Here is a 19,648-nt window from a genome sequence, read left to right as displayed (position 1 = left end):
AGAATAAATTTTAACGCAAAGTTCTTATCTGAATTTCTTATTATTTTAAGCCGGCAAAGTTTTGAATCAATTACATTGATTCTTTCTAAGCGAACGTACAATCATAATCCTTCTTAAGCAACAAAGTTGCTTTCTTAGCTTCCTTAAAAATGTTACTTTTTTTATTTAAACTTGCGTTAGAAAAACGCTGATAAGTTTAGCACCCACAAAAAAGGAGCAATAAAAAAACAGATCCCAATCCGGAATCTGTTTGCATTCTATCAAATAATTATAAATAGAGTTTATACTCAGTTTTTCTATTTAAGGGTAAATTTCACTTTGGTTTTAATAGCATCGGAAGAATTTCCTATCAGTGCTTCAAAGTCTCCCGGTTCAGCTACCCAATCGTGTTTTTGAGCATCAAAATAGCTTAAAGCCGTTTTATCAATGGTGAAAGTCACTTCTTTCTGTTCTCCCGGATTCAGATATATTTTTTCAAAACCTTTCAATTCTTTTGCAGGGCGTGGAACAGAAGATTTTAAATCGCTGATATAAAGCTGGGCCACTTCAGCTCCTGCTTTTTTACCTGTATTTTTAACGGTTACTGTAAATGTAATTTTACCATCCTGTGAAATAGTAGTCTGGTCTGCTTTTGCTTTTCCGAATTCAAAAGTAGTGTAGCTCAATCCATGTCCGAAACTGAAAAGAGGTTTTATATTTTTGGTATCATGCCAGCGGTATCCTACAAAAATGCTTTCGTTGTACGTAATATTGATAGGATTTTTCTGGTCTTTTCCTTTTCCTGCTGCCAATTCATCTTTCTGTCCCGGATATTCTCCCAGCTGGTGTGCTGAATTGTCTTCAAGTTTTACCGGAAATGTAAACGGAAGTTTTCCTGATGGGTTGGCATCTCCTGCTAAAATGGCAGCAATAGAGTTTCCGGCTTCGGATCCAAGATACCAGGCTTGTACAACCGTCGGAACTTCTTTGATCCACGGCATTGCCACAGCATTTCCGGAAACTAAAACCACAGCAAGGTTTTTGTTTGCTTTGGCCAGAGCAGAGATGATTTGATCCTGATTGTAAGGCAGTCCATAGCTTTTTCTGTCGTTTCCTTCACTGTCCTGGAAATCAGCTTTATTCAGTCCGCCTACGAAAATGACGTAATCTGATTTTTTAGCTAATTCTACAGCTTCATTCAATAATTCAGCCTCAGATCGGGTGTCTTTTAAATCCTGTCCGGATTTTACGCCATTGTATTCACCTCCGATATCTCCTACATAACCTCTTGCATACTGTACATCAGCCTGTTTTCCAAATCTGGCTTTGATTCCGTCCAGAGGAAGTGTTTCATATTTTACTTTTAATGAAGAAGAACCACCGCCTACAGTCATTATTTTGATGGCATTTTCTCCGATAACCGCTATTTTTTTAGCCTTGTTAAGATCAATCGGAAGAATATTTCCCTGATTTTTTAACAGAACAATTCCTTCTTCTCCGATTTCTTTGGCAACTGCTTTATGCTCTTCAGAAGCAATATTTCCGAAAGGCTTGTTGCGGTTCATCGTTGTTTTGTAGGCAAGACGAAGTAATCTTGTTACTTTGTCATCCAGTTCCTGGGTTCCTACTTTTCCTGCTTTAATCAAATCAAGGTAAGGCTTTGCCAGATAATAATTGTCATAGGCATTTTTAGTTCCTGCAGAAAGTCCGTTAGTCCATGACCCGAATTCAAGATCAAGACCATTGTGGATAGCTTGTTCTGTATTGTTTACAGCACCCCAGTCTGATACAACAACCCCTTTATAGTTCCATTCTTTCTTTAAAATATCATTTAAAAGATATTGATTCTGGCTGGCATACTGGCCTTTGTACATATCATAAGCTCCCATGATCGTCCACGAATCACCTTCTGTTACCGCTGCTTTGAAAGGTGGCAGATAAATTTCATACAATGCTCTGTCATCTACATTCACATTGCTTGTATGACGGAACATTTCCTGATTGTTCAGAGCAAAATGTTTCACAGAAGTAGCGACTCCGTTAGATTGTACACCTTTAATATAAGGAACCACCATCTTGGATGTCAGATAAGGATCTTCACCCATGTATTCAAAATTTCTGCCGTTTAGTGGAGTTCTGTAAATATTAACGCCAGGTCCCAGAAGAATATCTTTTTTTCTGTAGCGGGCCTCTTCGCCCAATGCTTTTCCATAGTTCCATGACATTTTTTTGTTCCATGTTGCGGATAAAGCAGTCAGGGCAGGGTAGGCGATAATAGAGTCGTTGGTCCATCCAGCCTGATCCCATTCGTCCCACATTACTTCAGGACGAACCCCGTGAGGGCCATCTGTTGTCCAGAATTCAGGAATTCCCAATCTTGGTACACCCGGTGAACTGAATTTGGACTGTGCATGAAGCATAGCCACTTTTTCCTCCAGTGTCATTCTTGATAGTGCATCCTGAATACGCTGTTCAACAGGTTTGGATTCATCCAGATAAACAGGAATGGTAGTATTAGTCTGAGCCATATAAGAAGCAGAAATAAAGGTGAATAAACTTATAATGACGGTTTTCTTTAACATAATGCCTTTCTATTTGATTAAAAACAAAAATAGAGAAAATTTTTATTATCTCAAATTGAGAAAATAAAAAAATAGCAAATAAAAAACTGTCTACCCATTTGAAGACAGCTTCTTATTAAATATTTTTAATTATTACGAGAAAAAATGAAGAGAAGTTGATGGGGAAACATACAAGTGAAAAGGCTAAAAGCGAAATTGCAAAATGATAAAAGACGAATGAAGCTACTCTCGTATACTTTTATTTAACACCTCGAATCATACAACGCTCCTAACACAGTGTTTAGATTCCTATGGAATGATAAGGCGGACGTATCGGTATAGCGTGCAGTTTGTTCATTCCGAAGGAATCTACACTCAAACCCTCTTACTCTCAAATCCTCCAACTCGTATCCCGAATCTCGTATCCCGAATCCACTATCATAACTCTAATACTCTCAAACTCTCCCACACTCAAACCCTCTCACTCATCAATCCCATCCTTTCACAGCACCTCCTTTGAAAATTTCTTTGGCTTTCTTTTCCACTTCGGGAGACTGATAGGCTTTTACAAAGTTTTTTACTTTCTGGCTGTTTTTATTATCCTGTCTGGCGACTACCACATTCACATAAGGAGAATCTTTATCTTCCACAAGAATACCTTGTTTTTCCTGATCCAGACCTGCCTGTGCTGCAAAATTATTATTAATTATCCCCACAACAACATCTCTGTCATCCAGAACCCTTGGAATCTGTGCTCCTTCAATCTCCATAATTTTAAGCTGTTTAGGATTCTCTGTAATATCCGTTACTTTAGGTAGAAGCCCAACTCCGTCTTTCAATTTCAGCAGGCCGTTTTTCTGTAAAAGAAGTAAGGAACGTCCTCCATTGGTAGGATCATTGGGAATAACAATCGTATTACCTGCCTGTAATTCACCAACGTTTTTAATTTTTTTTGAATAGGCTACAATAGGATACACAAATGTATTTCCTACAGGAGCAAGATTATAGCCTCTCTGCTTGGACTGTTCCGTTAAATAAGGAATATGCTGGAAGGCATTGGCATCAATATCTCCGTTAGTCAGGGCTTCATTGGGAACTACATAATCGTTGAAAGGGATCAGTTCCACTTCAAGATTGTACTTATCTTTAGCCACTTTTTTAGCCACTTCGGCAATTTCCTGTTCCGGGCCATAAGTAATTCCTACGCGGATAAAATTCGGATCATCCTTTCTTCCCGAACAGGCACTGAACAGCAATATTCCGGCAGCCACTAAACCAAAAATCTTTATTTTTTTCATTCTATTTTTTATTTAAATACTATTGAACCAAAGGAGTAAAAAATGATCTTATCCATCCTCACATCCCGAAAGTCGCCCCCCGAATCTCAAACCCTCCAACTCAAAACTACCTGTGATCAAACCTTTTTGACAACCTGTCGCCCATAAACTGGATGATGAATACCAAAAGAACAAGCAGAATCAAAACGGTATTCATAATTACAATATCATATCCGATATATCCGTACTGGTAACCTACCTGTCCAAGTCCGCCAGCTCCTACAGCACCACCCATTGCAGAGTAACCTACTAAGGTAATCAAAGTGATAGTCGCATTATTGATTAATGAAGGAAGTGCTTCGGGCAGCAATACTTTTCTGATGATCTGCAGCGGCGAAGCTCCCAAAGCTCTTGCCGTCTCTATAAGACCGTGTGGAACTTCGATAAGGCTGTTTTCTACAAGTCTAGCAATAAAAGGAGCAGCTCCCACACTTAACGGAACCAAAGCGGCATTCACTCCAATGGAAGTTCCTGCCAGAATCCTTGTGAAAGGAATCATCCATACAATTAAAATAATGAAGGGAATGGCACGGAAAATATTTACCAATATAGATAATCCTCTATGGTAGGCTGCATTTTCCAGCAGTTGTCCTTTTCTTGTTAAAAATAGCAGGATTCCTACCGGAAGTCCCAGCACAAATCCAAAAAATCCGGATAAAAATGTCATATAAACCGTTTCCCAGGTTCCTTTTGCCAAAAGGGCAATTACCGCATCACTAAGCATATCCTTTTACTGTATTTTGAATTTTATTTTGATTGAAATAATAGATCGCCTGCTGGTTTTCTTCGGCTTCACCCTGAAGCTGCAAAAGTAGTTTACCGAAATTGGAATTTCCAAAATATTCTACATCCGCCTTTAACAATTTATATGGGATTTTATATTGGTTGTATAGTGTTGAAAGAATCTGTTCAACACTGATATTTTCGTTAAGTTCTATTTCGACCAGTGGAAATAAACCTTCTTGAGGTTCTTTCTGCAGTCTGCTGATGAGTTCCTGTGGCAGGGTCATGATGTCTGAATTGATGAACTGACGGATGATCGGGTTCTCTTTGTCCGAAATAATCTCGCTTAAAGTTCCTTTTGTTAATAATTTTCCTTTATCGATCACGGCCACATGGTTGCAGACCGATTTGATGACTTCCATTTCGTGGGTAATTAAAAGGATGGTAATTCCCAGTCTCTGATTGATATCTCTTAAAAGCTGCAGAATAGACTGTGTTGTAGCCGGATCCAGTGCGCTGGTTGCTTCATCACAAAGCAAAAGGTGAGGATCATTGGCTAGCGCCCTAGCGATGGCCACTCTTTGTTTCTGGCCGCCTGAAAGACTTTTGGGATAATCGTTGGCTTTATCTTCAAGTCCTACAATCTTCAGGAGTTCGTTGACTTTCCTTTTGATTTCGTCCTTGCTGGTATGATCAAGTTCCAATGGAAGCGCTACATTGTCAAAAACAGTTCTTGAAGAAAGAAGATTGAAATGCTGGAAGATCATTCCGATTTTTTTACGCTCCTCAGCCAGTTGTTTGGAGCTAAGTTTGGTAAAATCCTTTCCATTAATAATAATTTGTCCTTCATCCGGCCTTTCCAATAAATTAACGGTACGGATCAGCGTACTTTTTCCTGCCCCTGAAAAACCGATAATTCCTACGATATCTCCTTTATCGATAGTAAGACTTACCTTATCCAGTGCTTTGAAAGACTGTTTTTTCTGATGAAATGTTTTTGATATGTTTCTGATTTCTATCATTCTGATTTTATATACTTTTTAAATAGGCTGATATCTTCTGCCTGTTCTGTTTAAAAATCTCCTTACTCTTCTGATTTTGACCTTGGCCCGTTTTGAAAGTCTGAAATACTTGGTGACATTGGTTAGAAGTACTCCCAGCAATATGATGAATAAACCATACAGCTGACCTCCATTGATGCTTTGGTGGGCAACAATCCAGCCAGCAATCACTGTTACAATAGGATTGATGTAGGTGTGGGTGCTTACCAAAGCAGCGGGTTTTACGGACAGAAGCCAAATGTACGACAAATAAGCGACTATCGATCCAAAGAAGATCAAAAATAGAACCCCAAACCATGCCGATAGCGGAACCGCAGAAACTGAAAAATCAGTCCATTCTTTTCTGAAAAAAGCGATGAGAAAAGAGGCTAATCCTGCTATTATAAGCTGTTGGGCAATATTCATAAAGGTAGATTGGGATGCCGGATTTTTCTTTGAATATAATGAACCCAATACCCAGGCAATGGAGCTTAGTCCTAATACCACAAACGCAGTAATACGCAGGTTTCCATCTGCCAGTGCATGAGCATTAGAATTTACACTGCCTTTTAAAAACATTATCAATCCTGCGAAACCAATCAACAATCCTATGGGAATAAATTTATCCGAAAAATAATATTTCCAGTTCTTTTTGTCGATAGCAATAAACCAGAATGGCCCTGTTGCAATAGAAATAGCTGCCTCAGAAGCGGTTACATATTGCTCTCCCCAGGCTACAAGCCCTGTTCCTCCGGTAAGAATAAGAATACCTGTAATGGCATTTTTCTTCCAGTTGATCAGCGAATTTGCTTTTTCTCCCTTAGACAGAAGGTATCCGATCATCAGAATTCCCGCTACCAGAAATCTTAATCCGGAAAGAATGAATGGCGGAAATCCTTTTAAGCCAAATGAAATAGCTAAAAACGTAATTCCCCATATCACATAGATGTTTGTAAACGCTAATGGAATTAACCATTTGTTTTTAGAATTGCTCATTTTTATGTTTTTAATGTTGTTGTGTTCAATGAAAAAAGGCTCTACCACGTGGTAAAGCCTTTGAAAATATATCTAAATAAAAGTAAGGTCAACCACAGTATTCTTGATGTGCAGGCATACACATATCCTTCATCATATTATTGATGGTATGTTTCTTAATTGGATTATATTTTAATTCTGCCTTCATTTTGTCTTATTTCCTGAATACGGTTGCAAATATAGAATATAATTTTTATTAGTCCACTAAAAAAGTAGACATTTTGAATATTAAATTATCGTTAATGAATTAATTAGCTTTATTTCAGTGTTTTATGTATTTTTATTTTTTGCTTATTTAAAACTGTTTATCAATGTTTTATGCTTTTTAATTCAAATGCTATAGAAATTGACTGGTAATTGGGGTTGTGGAAAACGTAAAATAAATTGAATTTTTTGAGGATTGTGTAAAGTTGGTTGAGGGCTGTTTAAAAAATGATTTAAAATGTGTTTGCGGAAACGGAGTTTTGCATTTATTAAACTAGTTAAATGCGCAGGATTTCTGTTCACTGTAATTTAGCATCAAAATTAAAAGACATGGACAATAGAATTTTAGGTCTGCATCATATTACTGCTATTGCAGACAACGCGAAAAGAAATTTAGATTTTTATACCAAAGTTTTAGGAGTAAGACTGGTAAAGAAAACTGTAAATTTTGACGATCCGGGAACGTATCACTTCTATTTCGGAAATGAAAACGGAACCCCGGGAACCATTCTTACATTCTTTCCCTGGGAAGGAATAGGAAAAGGAAACAACGGAAGCGGAATGGCAACTCATATCGGATATTCAGTACCGAAAGGAAGCCTTGAATTCTGGAAAAACCATTTACAAAGCTTTAATGTAGCCGCAGAAGAAGGAGAAATATTCGGCGAAAAGATGATTTCTTTTAAAGATCCGGACGGCCTCCAGTTACAGCTGATAGAGCCTCTAAGTGAAGACAACAGAAAAGTATGGACAACAGATGATATCAAAGATGAAAATGCATTAAAAGGTTTCCATAATGTGACTTTAACCTTGAAAAAAGCAGATCCTACGATCAAAGTTCTGACCGATATTTTAGGATACGACTTGCAGAAACAGGAAGGCGAAAGATACAGACTGGCTACTGATGCCATTGATACCGCTAATATTGTGGATATTATTGAAAACGAAACCATTCCATCCGGAAGAAATGCAGCGGGAACCAATCACCACATTGCATTCAGGGTAAAAGATGATAATGTTTTAATGGAATACCGTGAGAAAGCCTTATCCGCAGGACTAAGCATCACTCCGAAAATCAACAGAGATTATTTCTACTCACTGTATTTCCGTGAGCCAGGTGGTGTTTTGTTTGAAATAGCAACCGACAATCCTGGATTCACTGTAGATGAGCCTTTGGAAGAGTTGGGAACCCACCTTAAACTTCCTGTTCAATACGAAGGAATGCGTGAGAAAATACAAGGAGTATTGCCGAACTTATCATAGATCATCGGTCATATTTTATAAAGATGCTAATTTTGAATAAAGATTTAAACATCCGGAATATAAACTTATTTTAGGTAATTGTAACAGGGCGCTTCATCGAATCAACTTGTTGATTCCATTCTTAAGTCAACTTAAAATATGAAGGATTATTATTAAATCTTCGCGTTAAAAAAAACACGATTTAATATCAAAAAAAATAAAAAATGGAAAGAACAGAAATAGTTTTAGAAGGAAGAAAAGGAGAGATCCAGCTTTTCTCAGACGATCATAAAGCAGGTAAAATGGACATATCAGTTATAGGAAAAAAACTGACTGTTTACCACACCGAAGTAAACCCGGAATACGAAGGAAAAGGCTTTGCCAAAATTTTACTGGAAAGACTGGTTTCTTACGCAAGAGAAAACGAATTAAAAATTCTACCGCTATGTCCCTATGTTCACGCACAGTTCAAGCGTCATCCGGAAGAATATAATGATGTATGGTTGAAGGAAGAACTGTAGGGAGTTTGAGAGTCGGGATGTGGGATTCGGGATTCGGGATTCGAGTTTTGGGATTCGGGTTTTCGAGTTTGAGAGTCTGAGAGGAAGAGGGTTTGAGAATCTTGAGCTAAAAAACAGAAGATGAATAAAGTTATTCCCGAATTTATCAACTCGAATCCCGAACCCCGAAATCTCGGATCCCATCATAATAACCAATTAACAATTTTATCACAATGAAACTTATCACAGGATTGCATCACGTTACGGCAATTACCGGCAATGCACAGGAAAATATAGATTTTTATACCGGAGTTTTGGGACTTCGTTTAGTCAAAAAAACGGTCAATTTTGATTATTCAGATGTTTATCATTTTTACTTCGGTGACGAATACGGAACACCGGGAACGATTATGACTACTTTTCCTTATGGTAAAGATCTGATCAATGGCAGACATGGGAAAGGAATGCTCAATACAACAGCTTTTTCAGTTTCCATCGATGCCCTGGATTATTGGATGAACCGTCTGGAACAATTCAATATTCCTTTCAAACAGCCGCAGCAGAGATTTTCTGATGAAGTTTTCATTTATCTTGAAGATTTTGATGGATTGGGATTGGAATTGGTTTTTAATGATAAAGACGAAAGAAAAGGATATTACAATGGTTATATTCCTAAAGATTATGCCATCAAAGGGATTCATCATGTAGAAATCTGGCAGGATGCTTATGAAAGAACAGCAGCACTTCTGACCACTCAGATGGATCATAAAGTGATCAAAGAAAGCCCTGACCGATTGAGATTGGGAACAGAAAATAGACCGGGGAGATATGTAGATCTGCTTTCTACCCCAAATGCTTTAAAAGGTTTAGCAGGAAGAGGAACAGTTCACCACGTAGCTTTTGCCACTCCCGATGCGGAATCTCAGCTTGAAATGGTAAAAAGATTAAATGCATACGGATTGGAGCATACCGAGGTGAAAGACAGAAAATATTTTACTTCCGTATATTTTAAAGAACCGGGAGGCGTTTTGTTTGAAATAGCAACTTCAGGCCCAGGTTTCGATGTAGATGAAGAAGCTGCATTTTTAGGAGAAGATCTGCAATTGCCGCTACAGTTTGAAAAAAGAAGAGAACGTTTGAACGAAGTTCTTCCTAAAATCGATTATCCAACAGAAAAATTCAGATAGAAATAATGAGTCATACTTTAAATATAAAAACAGCAGGAATTCCATTAAATCAGGCAGAAAAAGCTTTAATAATGATTCATGGACGCGGAGGAAGTGCTCAGGATATTCTGAGTTTATCCCAGCATTTAAATGTAAAAGATTATGCACTGCTAGCCCCACAAGCTTTGAATCACACCTGGTATCCTTTTTCATTTATAGCTCCGGTGGAACAAAACGAACCGTGGTTATCATCAGCCCTTGAAATGGTTGAAGAAACCGTAAAAGCGGCTGTCAATGCAGGAATAAAACCCGAAAACATCTACTTTTTCGGATTTTCCCAGGGAGCTTGTCTTACCCTTGAATTTTTAGCCCGTAATGCTCAGAAGTTCGGTGGAGCTGCAGCTATTATTGGTGGCGTGATTGGAGATAAAATCAACCGTGAAAATTATAAAGGCGATTTTGCAGGAACTCCGGTTTTCCTGGGAACCAGCAATCCTGATTTTCATGTTCCGGTAGAAAGGGTATATGCTACAGCCAATATTTTAAGAGAAATGAATGCGGAGGTAACAGAAAAAGTATATGCTAATTTCGGACATTCTATTAACGAGGAAGAAATAGAAATCGCTAATTCAGTTATATTTAAATAGTTTAACCACAAAAGTCCCAAAAGATTTGATAAGTAAATGTCGAACGCTTAAAAAGAACACTTAAGTTGTATAAAAATCTTTGATTTTTCTCTCATGTGATCTTTATATTGTATATTATTAAACTTTACAAACATTTTAAAACAAAAACTTTGTGACTTTTGTGGTTATTACATTTTAAGTAACCTAGTGAAGTGGAGATTCCTACGGAATGGCAAAGTATGAGGATTAACTATCCATACAGATTGTCACTCCGTAGAAGTCTCAATAAATAAATTAACATTCAATAGGGGCGGGCTTTAGCCCGCCAAACAAAAAACAAAAAATCACTGGCTTTAGCCCAATCCTAAATCATTCGAACCTGAAAACTAACCTCTAATTTCTAAAAAACATGCACGAACAACTCCTTTTAATCCTTGGACTTTTATTACTCGTCATGCTGCTGGTCATGCTGGCACAGCGGATCAAAATTGCCTATCCTATCTTTCTGGTACTTGCCGGATTGGGGATCAGCCTTATTCCGGGAGTTCCTGTTTTAAAGCTGGATCCGGAGATTATATTTCTGATTTTCTTACCACCACTTTTATATGAAGCAGCATGGTATACTTCATGGAATGATTTCTGGAAATGGAAACGTCCCATCAGTCTCTTGGCTTTCGGGTTGGTATTTCTGACCTCTTTGGTTGTTGCTTACACTTCACAAATGTTGATTCCGGGATTTACGCTGGCATTAGGATTTTTATTGGGTGGAATTGTTTCGCCGCCGGATGCTGTAGCTGCCACAACAGTTTTAAAAGGATTAAAAGTACCGAAACGTACCCTCGCTATACTGGAAGGAGAAAGTCTGATTAATGATGCTTCTTCACTGATTGTTTTCAGGTTTGCGCTAGCTGCAGTAATGACAGGTGCTTTCTCAATGCATGAAGCGACTGGACAGTTTTTTCTGGTAGCAGGTATGGGTGTTGTCGTAGGGATTGCAGGGGCTCATGTTTTTTATGCCATTCACCGTTTTTTACCTACAACACCTGCTATTGATGCAGCGCTTACGGTAATGACGCCATATATTTTATTTCTTTCTGCAGAACATTTCCATTTTTCGGGAGTGATGGCTGTCGTGAGCGGAGGATTGTTTATGTCTTTCCGTGCTCATGAGATTTTCAAAACTGGAACTACCAGAATCAATATGACAGGAGTCTGGAACACCCTGATTTTTGTGATGAACGCTTTGGTTTTTGTATTGATTGGTCTAGAACTTCCTGATATCATTAATGGATTAGGGGACATTTCAGTAATGGAAGGTATTAAATATGGTTTGATTATAAGCTTAATCGTCATTGTAGTACGTCTTTTATGGATCTATCCCGTGGCTCATCTTCCAAGATGGTTCAGTGAAAAAGCCCGTCGTGATCCGAGTCCGGGATGGAAAAATCCTTTAATCATAGGCTGGGCAGGAATGAGAGGAGTGGTTTCCCTGGCAACAGCTTTGTCTATTCCGGTGATGATGAATTCACAAGCTGAGTTTCCGATGAGAAATCTGATCATTTTTATCACATTTGTGGTCATTTTTGTGACATTAGTGTTTCAGGGACTTACCCTGCCCTTGATCATTAAATTAACCAAAATAGGAGAGATTGATCATATTCTGCCTTCTCACGAACAGCAGGCCGGAATTCAGATGAGACTGGATAAACTTGCCGTTCATAAACTTGATAATGAATACAATGAAGCTGTGAACAGCAATGGTCTGCTGGAGAACCTTAAAAAGGCGCTGGAAAGTGATATCAAACTTCACCAGAATCATCTCAATTCTATTGAAATGTGTACCAACAGACGAAATGATATGGCAGAATATCATAAAGTAATGCTGGATATATTTGCCTTACAGCGAAAAGAACTCTTTAAAATGAAACGTGAAAAACTTTTCAGTGATGATGAAATCCGAAAAGCAGAATCACAACTGGATCTGAATGAATTGAAAATTACGGGGAATAAGCATTTGTAGCGGGTTTGCGGGTTTGCGAGATGCGGGTTCCGGGTTTGAGGGTAAGAGAGTTTGAGAGTGGGTGCGAGGTTTCGAGGTTTTGGATACGAGTGGGAGAGTTTGAGGATGGGTGCGTTTGAAATTATAAGAGTGTAAATTGTTACAGACAGAATGGACAAACTGCGCACTTTATTTATCCATGCACTATGTCATTCCGCGGGAATCCAAATCGTCATTTTACTATTTACGTAAACAATATAAACCTTAAACCTTAAATTTTAAACTTTAAACATTGAACAACATGAAAACATTACATTTTTTAGTCATTGGAAAAAACCAGGAAATTCTGGATACTTTAAAAAGAATTATAGAAAACAATGAAGGCTGGACAGCAGACATACAAAGTGATGAAAATTTCTGCTATGAGTATATAAAGAATAATATGGTGGATATTGTCCTTTTAAGCTCTGGCCTGGAGGAGGATTTTGAGAAAGAGATAAAAATATTCTGTGCCGGTTTGGATAAGGATGTTAAAGTAATCGATCATTATGGAGGAGGAAGTGGACTTTTAAAGAATGAAGTTTACAGTCTTTTTCCTAATTTGCAGGGATAAAACCTGACATTATGTTCGAAAATATCATCAAAAATATTACGCGATTTATTTCAATCACTCCCGAAGAAGAAAAAACCTTTACAGATCTGCTTGTCTGCCAGTCGTTTCCAAAGAAAACGGTTTTACTCAGAGAGGGAGAGATTTGCCAGTTTGAAGGGTATATTCATAAAGGATGTGTGAGAATGTATTGTTTGGATGATAATGGTTCCGAAGTAACGTTACTGTTTGCCATCGAAGATTGGTGGATCAGTGATATTGCCTCATTTCATGAACAGAAGCCTTCTAAGGTTTTTATCGAAACGCTGGAAGATTCTGAAATCTATATGTTGAATACTACAACAAAAGAAAAACTGCTGCAGGAAGTTCCCAAATTTGAAAGAGTTTTCAGAATGCTGGTTCAGAGGAACCTGGCAACCCTGCAAAGCCGACTGGTGAATACCATTTCAAAGACTGCATCAGACAGATACCTTGAGTTCATCAAAGTATATCCTTCAATCCCCCAAAGAGTAGCGCAGTATTATATTGCTTCCTATCTGGGAGTTTCAAAAGAATTTGTCAGTACCATAAGAAAGCGCCTTGCTTCAAAGGAGAAATAAATCTTAGTTTTTTATACTTGCAGATTGCAGAGATTTGCATGGATTTTATAGGTGTGAATATTACTGTGAAATTATAGTCACCCATTTTATCGGAGATAAAATCCTTGCGTCATAAAAATATTTAGCTTAGAAAACAACTTGCGTCTTTGCGTTTTCCAACTATTTTTTTGCTTGTCATTCATACAGAGGTTCCTATGGAATGACATAATTGAAATGATGGTCTTACCCACACAGTTTGTAATTCCGTAGGAATCTAAGTGAAGTTATTCTTTAAAATATTGTATCAAATTAAATAGTTCCTAAGAGTAAAAAGACTTTTACACTTTCCAAAAAATAACAATCCATTATAGTTATACTGCCGGATACAAAAGTATCCGGCATTTTTTTTTGCTGCAAAGTCATTTATTAAACTAGTTAAATGTGCAGGGTTTCCGGTCTCTCTAAATTTGTCCTATCAAACAAGAACAAATAACAATCTGATATGGACAGAAAAGATTTTTTAAAGAAAGGATTATTGGGAACAGGAATGTTTGTAGCATCAGCTTCTTTGGCCGGCGCTATGAAAAATGACATCGACGAGATCGAGCCACTAGAACCGATCGGATACAATCATCTTCCCAATACAGAATCAAAAATAAAAGAAAACTCTGTGATCCACAGAGCCGACTCAAGAGGGAAAGCGGATCACGGATGGCTGTTGAGCCAGCACACTTTCAGTTTTGCCAATTATTACAACCCTGAAAGAATGCACTTCGGAGTATTGAGGGTTTTGAATGATGATAAAGTGGAAGCAGGAAGAGGTTTCGGAACCCACCCTCACGACAATATGGAAATCATCAGTATTCCTTTGGAAGGTGACCTTGAACACAAAGACAGCATGGGAAATACAGCAGTGATCAGAAGCGGAGATATTCAGGTCATGAGTGCAGGAACCGGAATTATGCACAGCGAATTCAACAAAAACAGTGATCAGCCGGTGAAATTCCTTCAGATCTGGATTTATCCGAAAAAAAGAAATGTGACGCCGAGATATGATCAGATCACTTTAGACAAAACTAAAGGTCATAATCAATTTCAACAGATTCTTTCCCCCAATGCAGATGACGAAGGTGTATGGATTCATCAGGATGCATGGTTTCACCTGGGAACTTTTGATCAGAATAAAGAAACCCATTATCCAATCAGAAAAAAAGGAAACGGAATCTATGCTTTCATCCTTAAAGGAAGCGCAGAAATAGCCGGAGAGATTATAGAAGAACGTGATGGATTCGGAGTCTGGGATATTCAGGAAATTAACATCAAAGCCCTTAAAGAAGGTACCGAAATCCTTTTGATGGAAGTACCAATGACACTATAAATAAAAAATTAAACAAAAATAACAACCCTTAAATTTTAAATTATTATGAAAAAATTAATCCTATCATTTGCAGCTGGTTTATTATCATTAACAGCATCAGCTCAAAACCCCGGAAAATCATTATTAAACCCTACCAATCACGCAGTAGTACTCATCGACCATGAAGGACAAATGGCTTTTGCCACAAAAAGCATCAGCATGGAAGAATTAAGAAATAATGTGGCACTGGTAGCAGGAGGATCAAAAATATTCAATGTTCCTACAGTAGTAACGACGGTGGCAGAAAAGTCATTCAGCGGACCTGTTTTCCCGGAAATTTCAGAAGTATATCCTCAAGCAACAAGCGGATATGTAGACAGAACTACCATGAATACGTGGGAAGATGTTAACGCTCACAAAGCCATTACAGGAAAAAATAAAAAGAAACTGGTTTTCGCCGGATTATGGACAAGCGTATGTATCGTAGGACCTGTATTATCAGCGATTGACGAAGGATATGATGTATATGTAGTAACCGATGCTTCAGGGGATATTTCTAAAGAAGCGCACGATCAGTCAATCACCCGTATGGTTCAGGCAGGAGCACATCCAATCACTTCTGTTCAGTATGTATTGGAGTTGCAGAGAGACTGGGCTAGAAAAGAAACCTACAAACCGGTTAATGACCTGATGAAAAAACATGGTGGAGCTTACGGTATTGGAATTCAGTATGCTCAGGAAATGTTAAAACACTAATGGAGCTGTTTCGGCAGGCTGAAAGCCTGCCGAAACCTTCAAACTTAAATATTGAAATAATGAAACTACTGAATATACTTACACTTTCCACGGTTTTGGCAGCAGGAATTCTGAATGCTCAGAAAGCAGACATGATCATTACCAACGGGAAGATTACCACAATGGATGATAAGAATCCGGAAGTACAGGCTGTTGCCATCAAAGACCACAAAATCTTACAGGTGGGAACCAACGCCCAGATTTTAAAATTAAAAAGTGGCAATACAAAAGTCATTGATGCTAAGGGAAACAGAGTGATTCCCGGCTTGTTTGACAGCCATTTGCATGTAATCCGAGGAGGAAGATTCTACAATACCGAACTTCGTTGGGATGGTGTGAAATCTTTAAAAAGAGCTTTAGAAATGCTGAAAGAACAGGCTCAGAGAACACCGAAAGGACAATGGGTAAGGGTCATCGGAGGCTGGAATGAATACCAGTTTGAAGAAAAAAGACTCCCTACGCTGGCCGAAATTAATGAAGCTACAGGAAATGTGCCCACTTTCATCATGTATCTTTATGGAAAAGCGTGGTTGAACAAAGCCGGATTAAAAGAACTGAACATCAATGGAGATACTCCCAATCCTACCCAAGGTTTAATTGAAAAAGACAATAACGGAGATCCTACAGGATTACTGGTGGCAGAGCCTAATGCATTTATTCTTTATTCAACATTGGCGAAACTGCCGGAGCTGAAAGAAGAAGAAAAAGTGAATTCTACTCTTCAATACATGACGGAACTGAACAGATTAGGAGTGACTGCCGTAATGGACGCAGGCGGAGGATTTCAGAATTTCCCGGACGACTACGGAACAACAGATCAACTGAACAAACAGGGGAAAATTACCGTTCGTCTTCCTTACTATTTATTTGCCCAGAAGAAAGGTTCTGAACTTGCAGATTACACCAAATGGATCGGAATGGTAGAAATTGATGACCATGGTCATAATGATTTTAATGAAATCGATTATCATGTCAACGGAGGAGGAGAAAACCTCGTATCAGACGGAGCCGATTTTGAAAATTTCCTTTTCCCAAGACCGGAACTTCCAGCTACGATGGAGAAAAATATGAAAGAGGTGGTAAGTCTTCTGGTAAAAAATAAATGGCCTTTCAGAATCCATGCGACGTATAATGAAAGTATCACCAGATTTTTAAATGTCATTGAAGAAGTTAATAAAGAAACCCCTTTGAACGGATTAGTATGGTTCATTGACCATGCAGAAACCGTTACCGAAGATAATATGAAAAGAATCAAAGCGTTGGGTGGAGGAATTGCAGTACAGCACAGAATGGCGTATCAGGGAGAAAGTTTCATCCATAGATATGGTAAAAAGCCCGCTTTAGCTTCTCCTCCCGTGAAAAAAATGCTGGAAATGGGAATTCCGATTGGATTGGGAACAGACGGAACAAGAGTCGCAAGTTACAACCCATGGGTAGCTTTATACTGGATTACTACAGGAAAAACAATAGGAGGAACTCAGGTGATGGGTAAAGAAAATACGCTGGACAGAAAAACTGCTTTATCACTTTCTACTTACGGAGGATACGAACTCATCAAAGACTACCAGAAAGGAAAAATCCAGAAAGGATACTTTGCAGATCTTACTATTTTGGACAAAGATTATTTCACAGTCAATGATGAAGAAATCAAAAACATTACCTCAAAACTGACGATCGTAGATGGGAAAGTAGTGTACGGAGATGAAACTTACAAAACAGAAGCACCCGCACCACTTCCAGTCATCCCGGACTGGTCACCTGTAAAATATTACGGAGGCTATCAGACAAAATAATTTTTTAGCCACAAAAGTTTTTAATTATTCAAGTATCAACCAACGTTCCAACTGAAGGGGTAAAAATTCCCTCCCTTGGAGGGTGGCAAAAATTCAAAGAATTATTGACGGGGTGGTTTTACACTCAAAGCTATCAACAGTATTAAATACCCCCAATCATCCGTGTCAATCCGTGTAATCTGCGGTTAAAAAAACAAAAATCATTTTAAAAATTCATTCCAATCATGAAAAAGTTAATCCATATCATCACCAATACCAATCCGGGAAGAAAATTAACAGATGTTGCCCTTCTAGCTTTCAGAGTCTTACTTTCCGTAGAATTAATCGTAGCGCACGGATTAAAAAAAATAGGAGTAGGCGTTTCAGAAGCAGAGCAGGTACCCAACCCGCTGCATCTTCCTGAAGCTTTCAACAGCCTTTTCGCTGATGCTGCCAATCTGGTATTTCCGGTATTTGTAATCCTTGGTTTTTTCACAAGAATTGCTGTGTTGCCGATCTTAGCGGTGACGCTTACAGGATACTTTATTCTCCATTGGAATGATGCTTTATTGGTGAAAGATACTCCTTTTATGTACAGTTTGTGTTACCTGTTTTTACTGTTTATGGGAGCGGGAAGATATTCTGTGGATCATTATTTAACAAAGAAATCATCATGAAAAAACTGATTGCCATTGTACTGTTGCTGCAGATTTTTATTCCGGTTAAGCTTTCTGCTCAGTTCAAGCTGATGAGGTTTGATGAAGATTATGCTTCCTATAAAGACTCTGCAAAAACTTTTTACAACTCCATCAAATACATACCCATTGCAGAAAAAAGCAACCATTATCTGTCATTGGGAGGAGAAGCAAGACTGGAATTTGTAGACTTTAATAATGAAGATTGGGGTAGAACGGATATCGGGAGCAATCCTTTTCTGATTCAGAGATACAATGTACATGCAGATCTGCATCTGGGCTCACGGGTAAGAATTTTCGGGCAGGTGAGAAGTGCATGGGAAAATGGAAGAAAGAACGGGCCGAGACCTATTGATGAAGATCATTTGAATATCCAGAACCTTTTTATTGATATTGATGTTCTGAAAAATGAGAAAGAAAAGCTGACTGTGCGTGCCGGAAGACAGGAACTTGATTATGGAAGCGGAAGACTGATTTCAGTAAGAGAAGGCCCGAATTTAAGACTCTATTTTGATGGATTCAAGTTCATGTACAAGAGAGGGAACTTCAGATCTGATGCCTTTATGATGGCCGCCAGTGAAATCAATCCGGGAGCTTTTGATAACAAGTCTTCAAAATCAATCAATCTTTGGGGAAGTTACAACACATGGATTATTCCCAGAAGCGGAAATCTGGAGCTGTATTATCTGGGAATTCACAGAAAGGATGTACGCTTTGAAGACGGCCTTTCCGATGAGAACAGACATACTTTTGGCGGGCGGTTCTGGAAATATGGAGGAGGTTTTATTTACAATTTTGAAGCCGCCTATCAGTTCGGGAATTTTAATAAAGGAAATATCAGCGCGTGGACGGCTTCTGCAGACATCGGATATATGTTTGAAAATGTAAAAGGAAAACCGACCATCAACCTTAGAAACGACTATATCTCAGGAGACAGCAATAAAGGAGACGGAACATTGGGAACATTCAATCCGCTGTACCCGAAAGGTGGGTATTTTGGATTTAATCCTCAGATCGGTCCGGTTAATTTAATTGATATCCATCCTTATGCCACTATTGATTTTGGTAAAAAAATAACGGTGCAGGCAGATGTAGTTTTCAACTGGAGATATTCTATCCAGGACGGAATTTACAGACCCAGCGGAACATTGAACCTGGCGTCTTCCAACTCAAAAAAGAGATACATCGGAACTGCATTTTTAGGAAGTTTCAATTATAAGATCAATCCATTTTTAACCTTTAATACCGGAATACAATATTTCAATACCGGAGCCTTCATCAATGATGTAATTGACAACCACAAAGACGGACTCTTCATCAACTCCAGAATTGTATTTAAATTCTAAAAAAACATAGGGAATTTGAAAATTTGAAAATGAGATCATTTGAAAATAAATTCAACAATTACCCCAGATCAATGCACCTCTCC

17 protein-coding genes are annotated in these 19,648 nt (G+C 38.3%); 12 read left to right on the top strand and 5 right to left on the bottom strand.

Going from position 1 to position 19,648, the window contains the following annotated elements; translation table 11 throughout:
* Nucleotides 1–296: 296 nt before the first annotated feature.
* From AC5YGI_RS06150 to AC5YGI_RS06130, 5 genes are all read right to left on the bottom strand, one after another.
* Entirely contained in the window at nucleotides 297–2,507 is a 2,211-nt protein-coding gene (locus AC5YGI_RS06150; protein ID WP_496167821.1) for a glycoside hydrolase family 3 C-terminal domain-containing protein, read from the bottom strand.
* A gap of 521 nt (nucleotides 2,508–3,028) precedes the next feature.
* On the bottom strand, nucleotides 3,029–3,838 hold the full coding sequence (metQ, locus tag AC5YGI_RS06145; RefSeq protein WP_496167796.1) for a methionine ABC transporter substrate-binding lipoprotein MetQ: 810 nt from the start codon (nucleotides 3,836–3,838) through the stop codon (nucleotides 3,029–3,031).
* Between the two features lie 106 nt (nucleotides 3,839–3,944).
* Complete coding sequence (gene metI / locus AC5YGI_RS06140) at nucleotides 3,945–4,601, bottom strand: methionine ABC transporter permease MetI (protein WP_110010601.1); 657 nt, start codon at nucleotides 4,599–4,601, stop codon at nucleotides 3,945–3,947.
* Nucleotides 4,594–5,622 carry a methionine ABC transporter ATP-binding protein gene (locus AC5YGI_RS06135; protein ID WP_330747119.1) on the bottom strand — a complete coding sequence of 343 codons (1,029 nt, stop codon included), beginning with the start codon at nucleotides 5,620–5,622 and terminating at the stop codon, nucleotides 4,594–4,596. Before AC5YGI_RS06135 ends, metI begins: the two co-directional genes overlap by 8 nt.
* An 18-nt stretch (nucleotides 5,623–5,640) precedes the next feature.
* A complete protein-coding gene (locus AC5YGI_RS06130) occupies nucleotides 5,641–6,636 on the bottom strand; it encodes an EamA family transporter (protein WP_330747118.1) in 996 nt (331 codons plus the stop codon).
* A 573-nt stretch (nucleotides 6,637–7,209) separates the two neighbouring features.
* Between AC5YGI_RS06130 and AC5YGI_RS06125 the strand changes: the two genes are divergently transcribed.
* The 12 genes from AC5YGI_RS06125 (at nucleotide 7,210) to AC5YGI_RS06070 (ending at nucleotide 19,565) form a co-directional block, all read left to right on the top strand.
* Nucleotides 7,210–8,142 carry a ring-cleaving dioxygenase gene (locus AC5YGI_RS06125; RefSeq protein WP_496167795.1) on the top strand — a complete coding sequence of 311 codons (933 nt, stop codon included), beginning with the start codon at nucleotides 7,210–7,212 and terminating at the stop codon, nucleotides 8,140–8,142.
* Nucleotides 8,143–8,345: 203 nt separating this feature from the next.
* Nucleotides 8,346–8,642: a GNAT family N-acetyltransferase gene (locus tag AC5YGI_RS06120; protein WP_034696941.1), complete on the top strand. Its 297-nt coding sequence runs from the start codon at nucleotides 8,346–8,348 to the stop codon at nucleotides 8,640–8,642.
* 212 nt (nucleotides 8,643–8,854) lie between these two features.
* Nucleotides 8,855–9,808 (top strand): VOC family protein, encoded by a 954-nt coding sequence (locus tag AC5YGI_RS06115; protein WP_496167794.1) that lies wholly within the window; start codon nucleotides 8,855–8,857, stop codon nucleotides 9,806–9,808.
* A gap of 5 nt (nucleotides 9,809–9,813) precedes the next feature.
* Nucleotides 9,814–10,434, top strand: a complete 621-nt coding sequence (locus tag AC5YGI_RS06110; RefSeq protein WP_496167793.1) for an alpha/beta hydrolase — start codon at nucleotides 9,814–9,816, stop codon at nucleotides 10,432–10,434.
* A gap of 388 nt (nucleotides 10,435–10,822) precedes the next feature.
* Entirely contained in the window at nucleotides 10,823–12,433 is a 1,611-nt protein-coding gene (locus AC5YGI_RS06105; protein WP_496167792.1) for a Na+/H+ antiporter, read from the top strand.
* Nucleotides 12,434–12,713: 280 nt separating this feature from the next.
* Nucleotides 12,714–13,025 (top strand): hypothetical protein, encoded by a 312-nt coding sequence (locus AC5YGI_RS06100; protein ID WP_496167790.1) that lies wholly within the window; start codon nucleotides 12,714–12,716, stop codon nucleotides 13,023–13,025.
* Nucleotides 13,026–13,036: 11 nt separating this feature from the next.
* A complete protein-coding gene (locus AC5YGI_RS06095) occupies nucleotides 13,037–13,621 on the top strand; it encodes a Crp/Fnr family transcriptional regulator (protein ID WP_202839206.1) in 585 nt (194 codons plus the stop codon).
* A gap of 481 nt (nucleotides 13,622–14,102) precedes the next feature.
* Nucleotides 14,103–14,978, top strand: coding sequence for a pirin family protein (locus tag AC5YGI_RS06090; protein ID WP_330747112.1), 876 nt, complete (start codon nucleotides 14,103–14,105; stop codon nucleotides 14,976–14,978).
* Nucleotides 14,979–15,023: 45 nt separating this feature from the next.
* Complete coding sequence (locus AC5YGI_RS06085) at nucleotides 15,024–15,713, top strand: hydrolase (RefSeq protein WP_110010611.1); 690 nt, start codon at nucleotides 15,024–15,026, stop codon at nucleotides 15,711–15,713.
* Nucleotides 15,714–15,772: 59 nt separating this feature from the next.
* Entirely contained in the window at nucleotides 15,773–17,545 is a 1,773-nt protein-coding gene (locus tag AC5YGI_RS06080) for an amidohydrolase (RefSeq protein ID WP_330747111.1), read from the top strand.
* Between the two features lie 224 nt (nucleotides 17,546–17,769).
* Nucleotides 17,770–18,201 carry a DoxX family protein gene (locus AC5YGI_RS06075; RefSeq protein ID WP_330747110.1) on the top strand — a complete coding sequence of 144 codons (432 nt, stop codon included), beginning with the start codon at nucleotides 17,770–17,772 and terminating at the stop codon, nucleotides 18,199–18,201.
* A complete protein-coding gene (locus AC5YGI_RS06070) occupies nucleotides 18,198–19,565 on the top strand; it encodes an alginate export family protein (protein WP_330747109.1) in 1,368 nt (455 codons plus the stop codon). Before AC5YGI_RS06075 ends, AC5YGI_RS06070 begins: the two co-directional genes overlap by 4 nt.
* Nucleotides 19,566–19,648: the final 83 nt, after the last annotated feature.

Source organism: Chryseobacterium sp. CS3K3.1 (assembly GCF_059515165.1).
Note: the sequence above shows the minus strand (reverse complement) of the source record. Positions and strands in the feature narration are given on the sequence as shown.

Coding starts and splice junctions, on each gene's coding strand:
- AC5YGI_RS06150 (WP_496167821.1), bottom strand. CDS start 2,507: ATGGCTCAGACTAATACTACCATTCCTGTTTATCTGGATGAATCCAAA.
- metQ (WP_496167796.1), bottom strand. CDS start 3,838: ATGAAAAAAATAAAGATTTTTGGTTTAGTGGCTGCCGGAATATTGCTG.
- metI (WP_110010601.1), bottom strand. CDS start 4,601: ATGCTTAGTGATGCGGTAATTGCCCTTTTGGCAAAAGGAACCTGGGAA.
- AC5YGI_RS06135 (WP_330747119.1), bottom strand. CDS start 5,622: ATGATAGAAATCAGAAACATATCAAAAACATTTCATCAGAAAAAACAG.
- AC5YGI_RS06130 (WP_330747118.1), bottom strand. CDS start 6,636: ATGAGCAATTCTAAAAACAAATGGTTAATTCCATTAGCGTTTACAAAC.
- AC5YGI_RS06125 (WP_496167795.1), top strand. CDS start 7,210: ATGGACAATAGAATTTTAGGTCTGCATCATATTACTGCTATTGCAGAC.
- AC5YGI_RS06120 (WP_034696941.1), top strand. CDS start 8,346: ATGGAAAGAACAGAAATAGTTTTAGAAGGAAGAAAAGGAGAGATCCAG.
- AC5YGI_RS06115 (WP_496167794.1), top strand. CDS start 8,855: ATGAAACTTATCACAGGATTGCATCACGTTACGGCAATTACCGGCAAT.
- AC5YGI_RS06110 (WP_496167793.1), top strand. CDS start 9,814: ATGAGTCATACTTTAAATATAAAAACAGCAGGAATTCCATTAAATCAG.
- AC5YGI_RS06105 (WP_496167792.1), top strand. CDS start 10,823: ATGCACGAACAACTCCTTTTAATCCTTGGACTTTTATTACTCGTCATG.
- AC5YGI_RS06100 (WP_496167790.1), top strand. CDS start 12,714: ATGAAAACATTACATTTTTTAGTCATTGGAAAAAACCAGGAAATTCTG.
- AC5YGI_RS06095 (WP_202839206.1), top strand. CDS start 13,037: ATGTTCGAAAATATCATCAAAAATATTACGCGATTTATTTCAATCACT.
- AC5YGI_RS06090 (WP_330747112.1), top strand. CDS start 14,103: ATGGACAGAAAAGATTTTTTAAAGAAAGGATTATTGGGAACAGGAATG.
- AC5YGI_RS06085 (WP_110010611.1), top strand. CDS start 15,024: ATGAAAAAATTAATCCTATCATTTGCAGCTGGTTTATTATCATTAACA.
- AC5YGI_RS06080 (WP_330747111.1), top strand. CDS start 15,773: ATGAAACTACTGAATATACTTACACTTTCCACGGTTTTGGCAGCAGGA.
- AC5YGI_RS06075 (WP_330747110.1), top strand. CDS start 17,770: ATGAAAAAGTTAATCCATATCATCACCAATACCAATCCGGGAAGAAAA.
- AC5YGI_RS06070 (WP_330747109.1), top strand. CDS start 18,198: ATGAAAAAACTGATTGCCATTGTACTGTTGCTGCAGATTTTTATTCCG.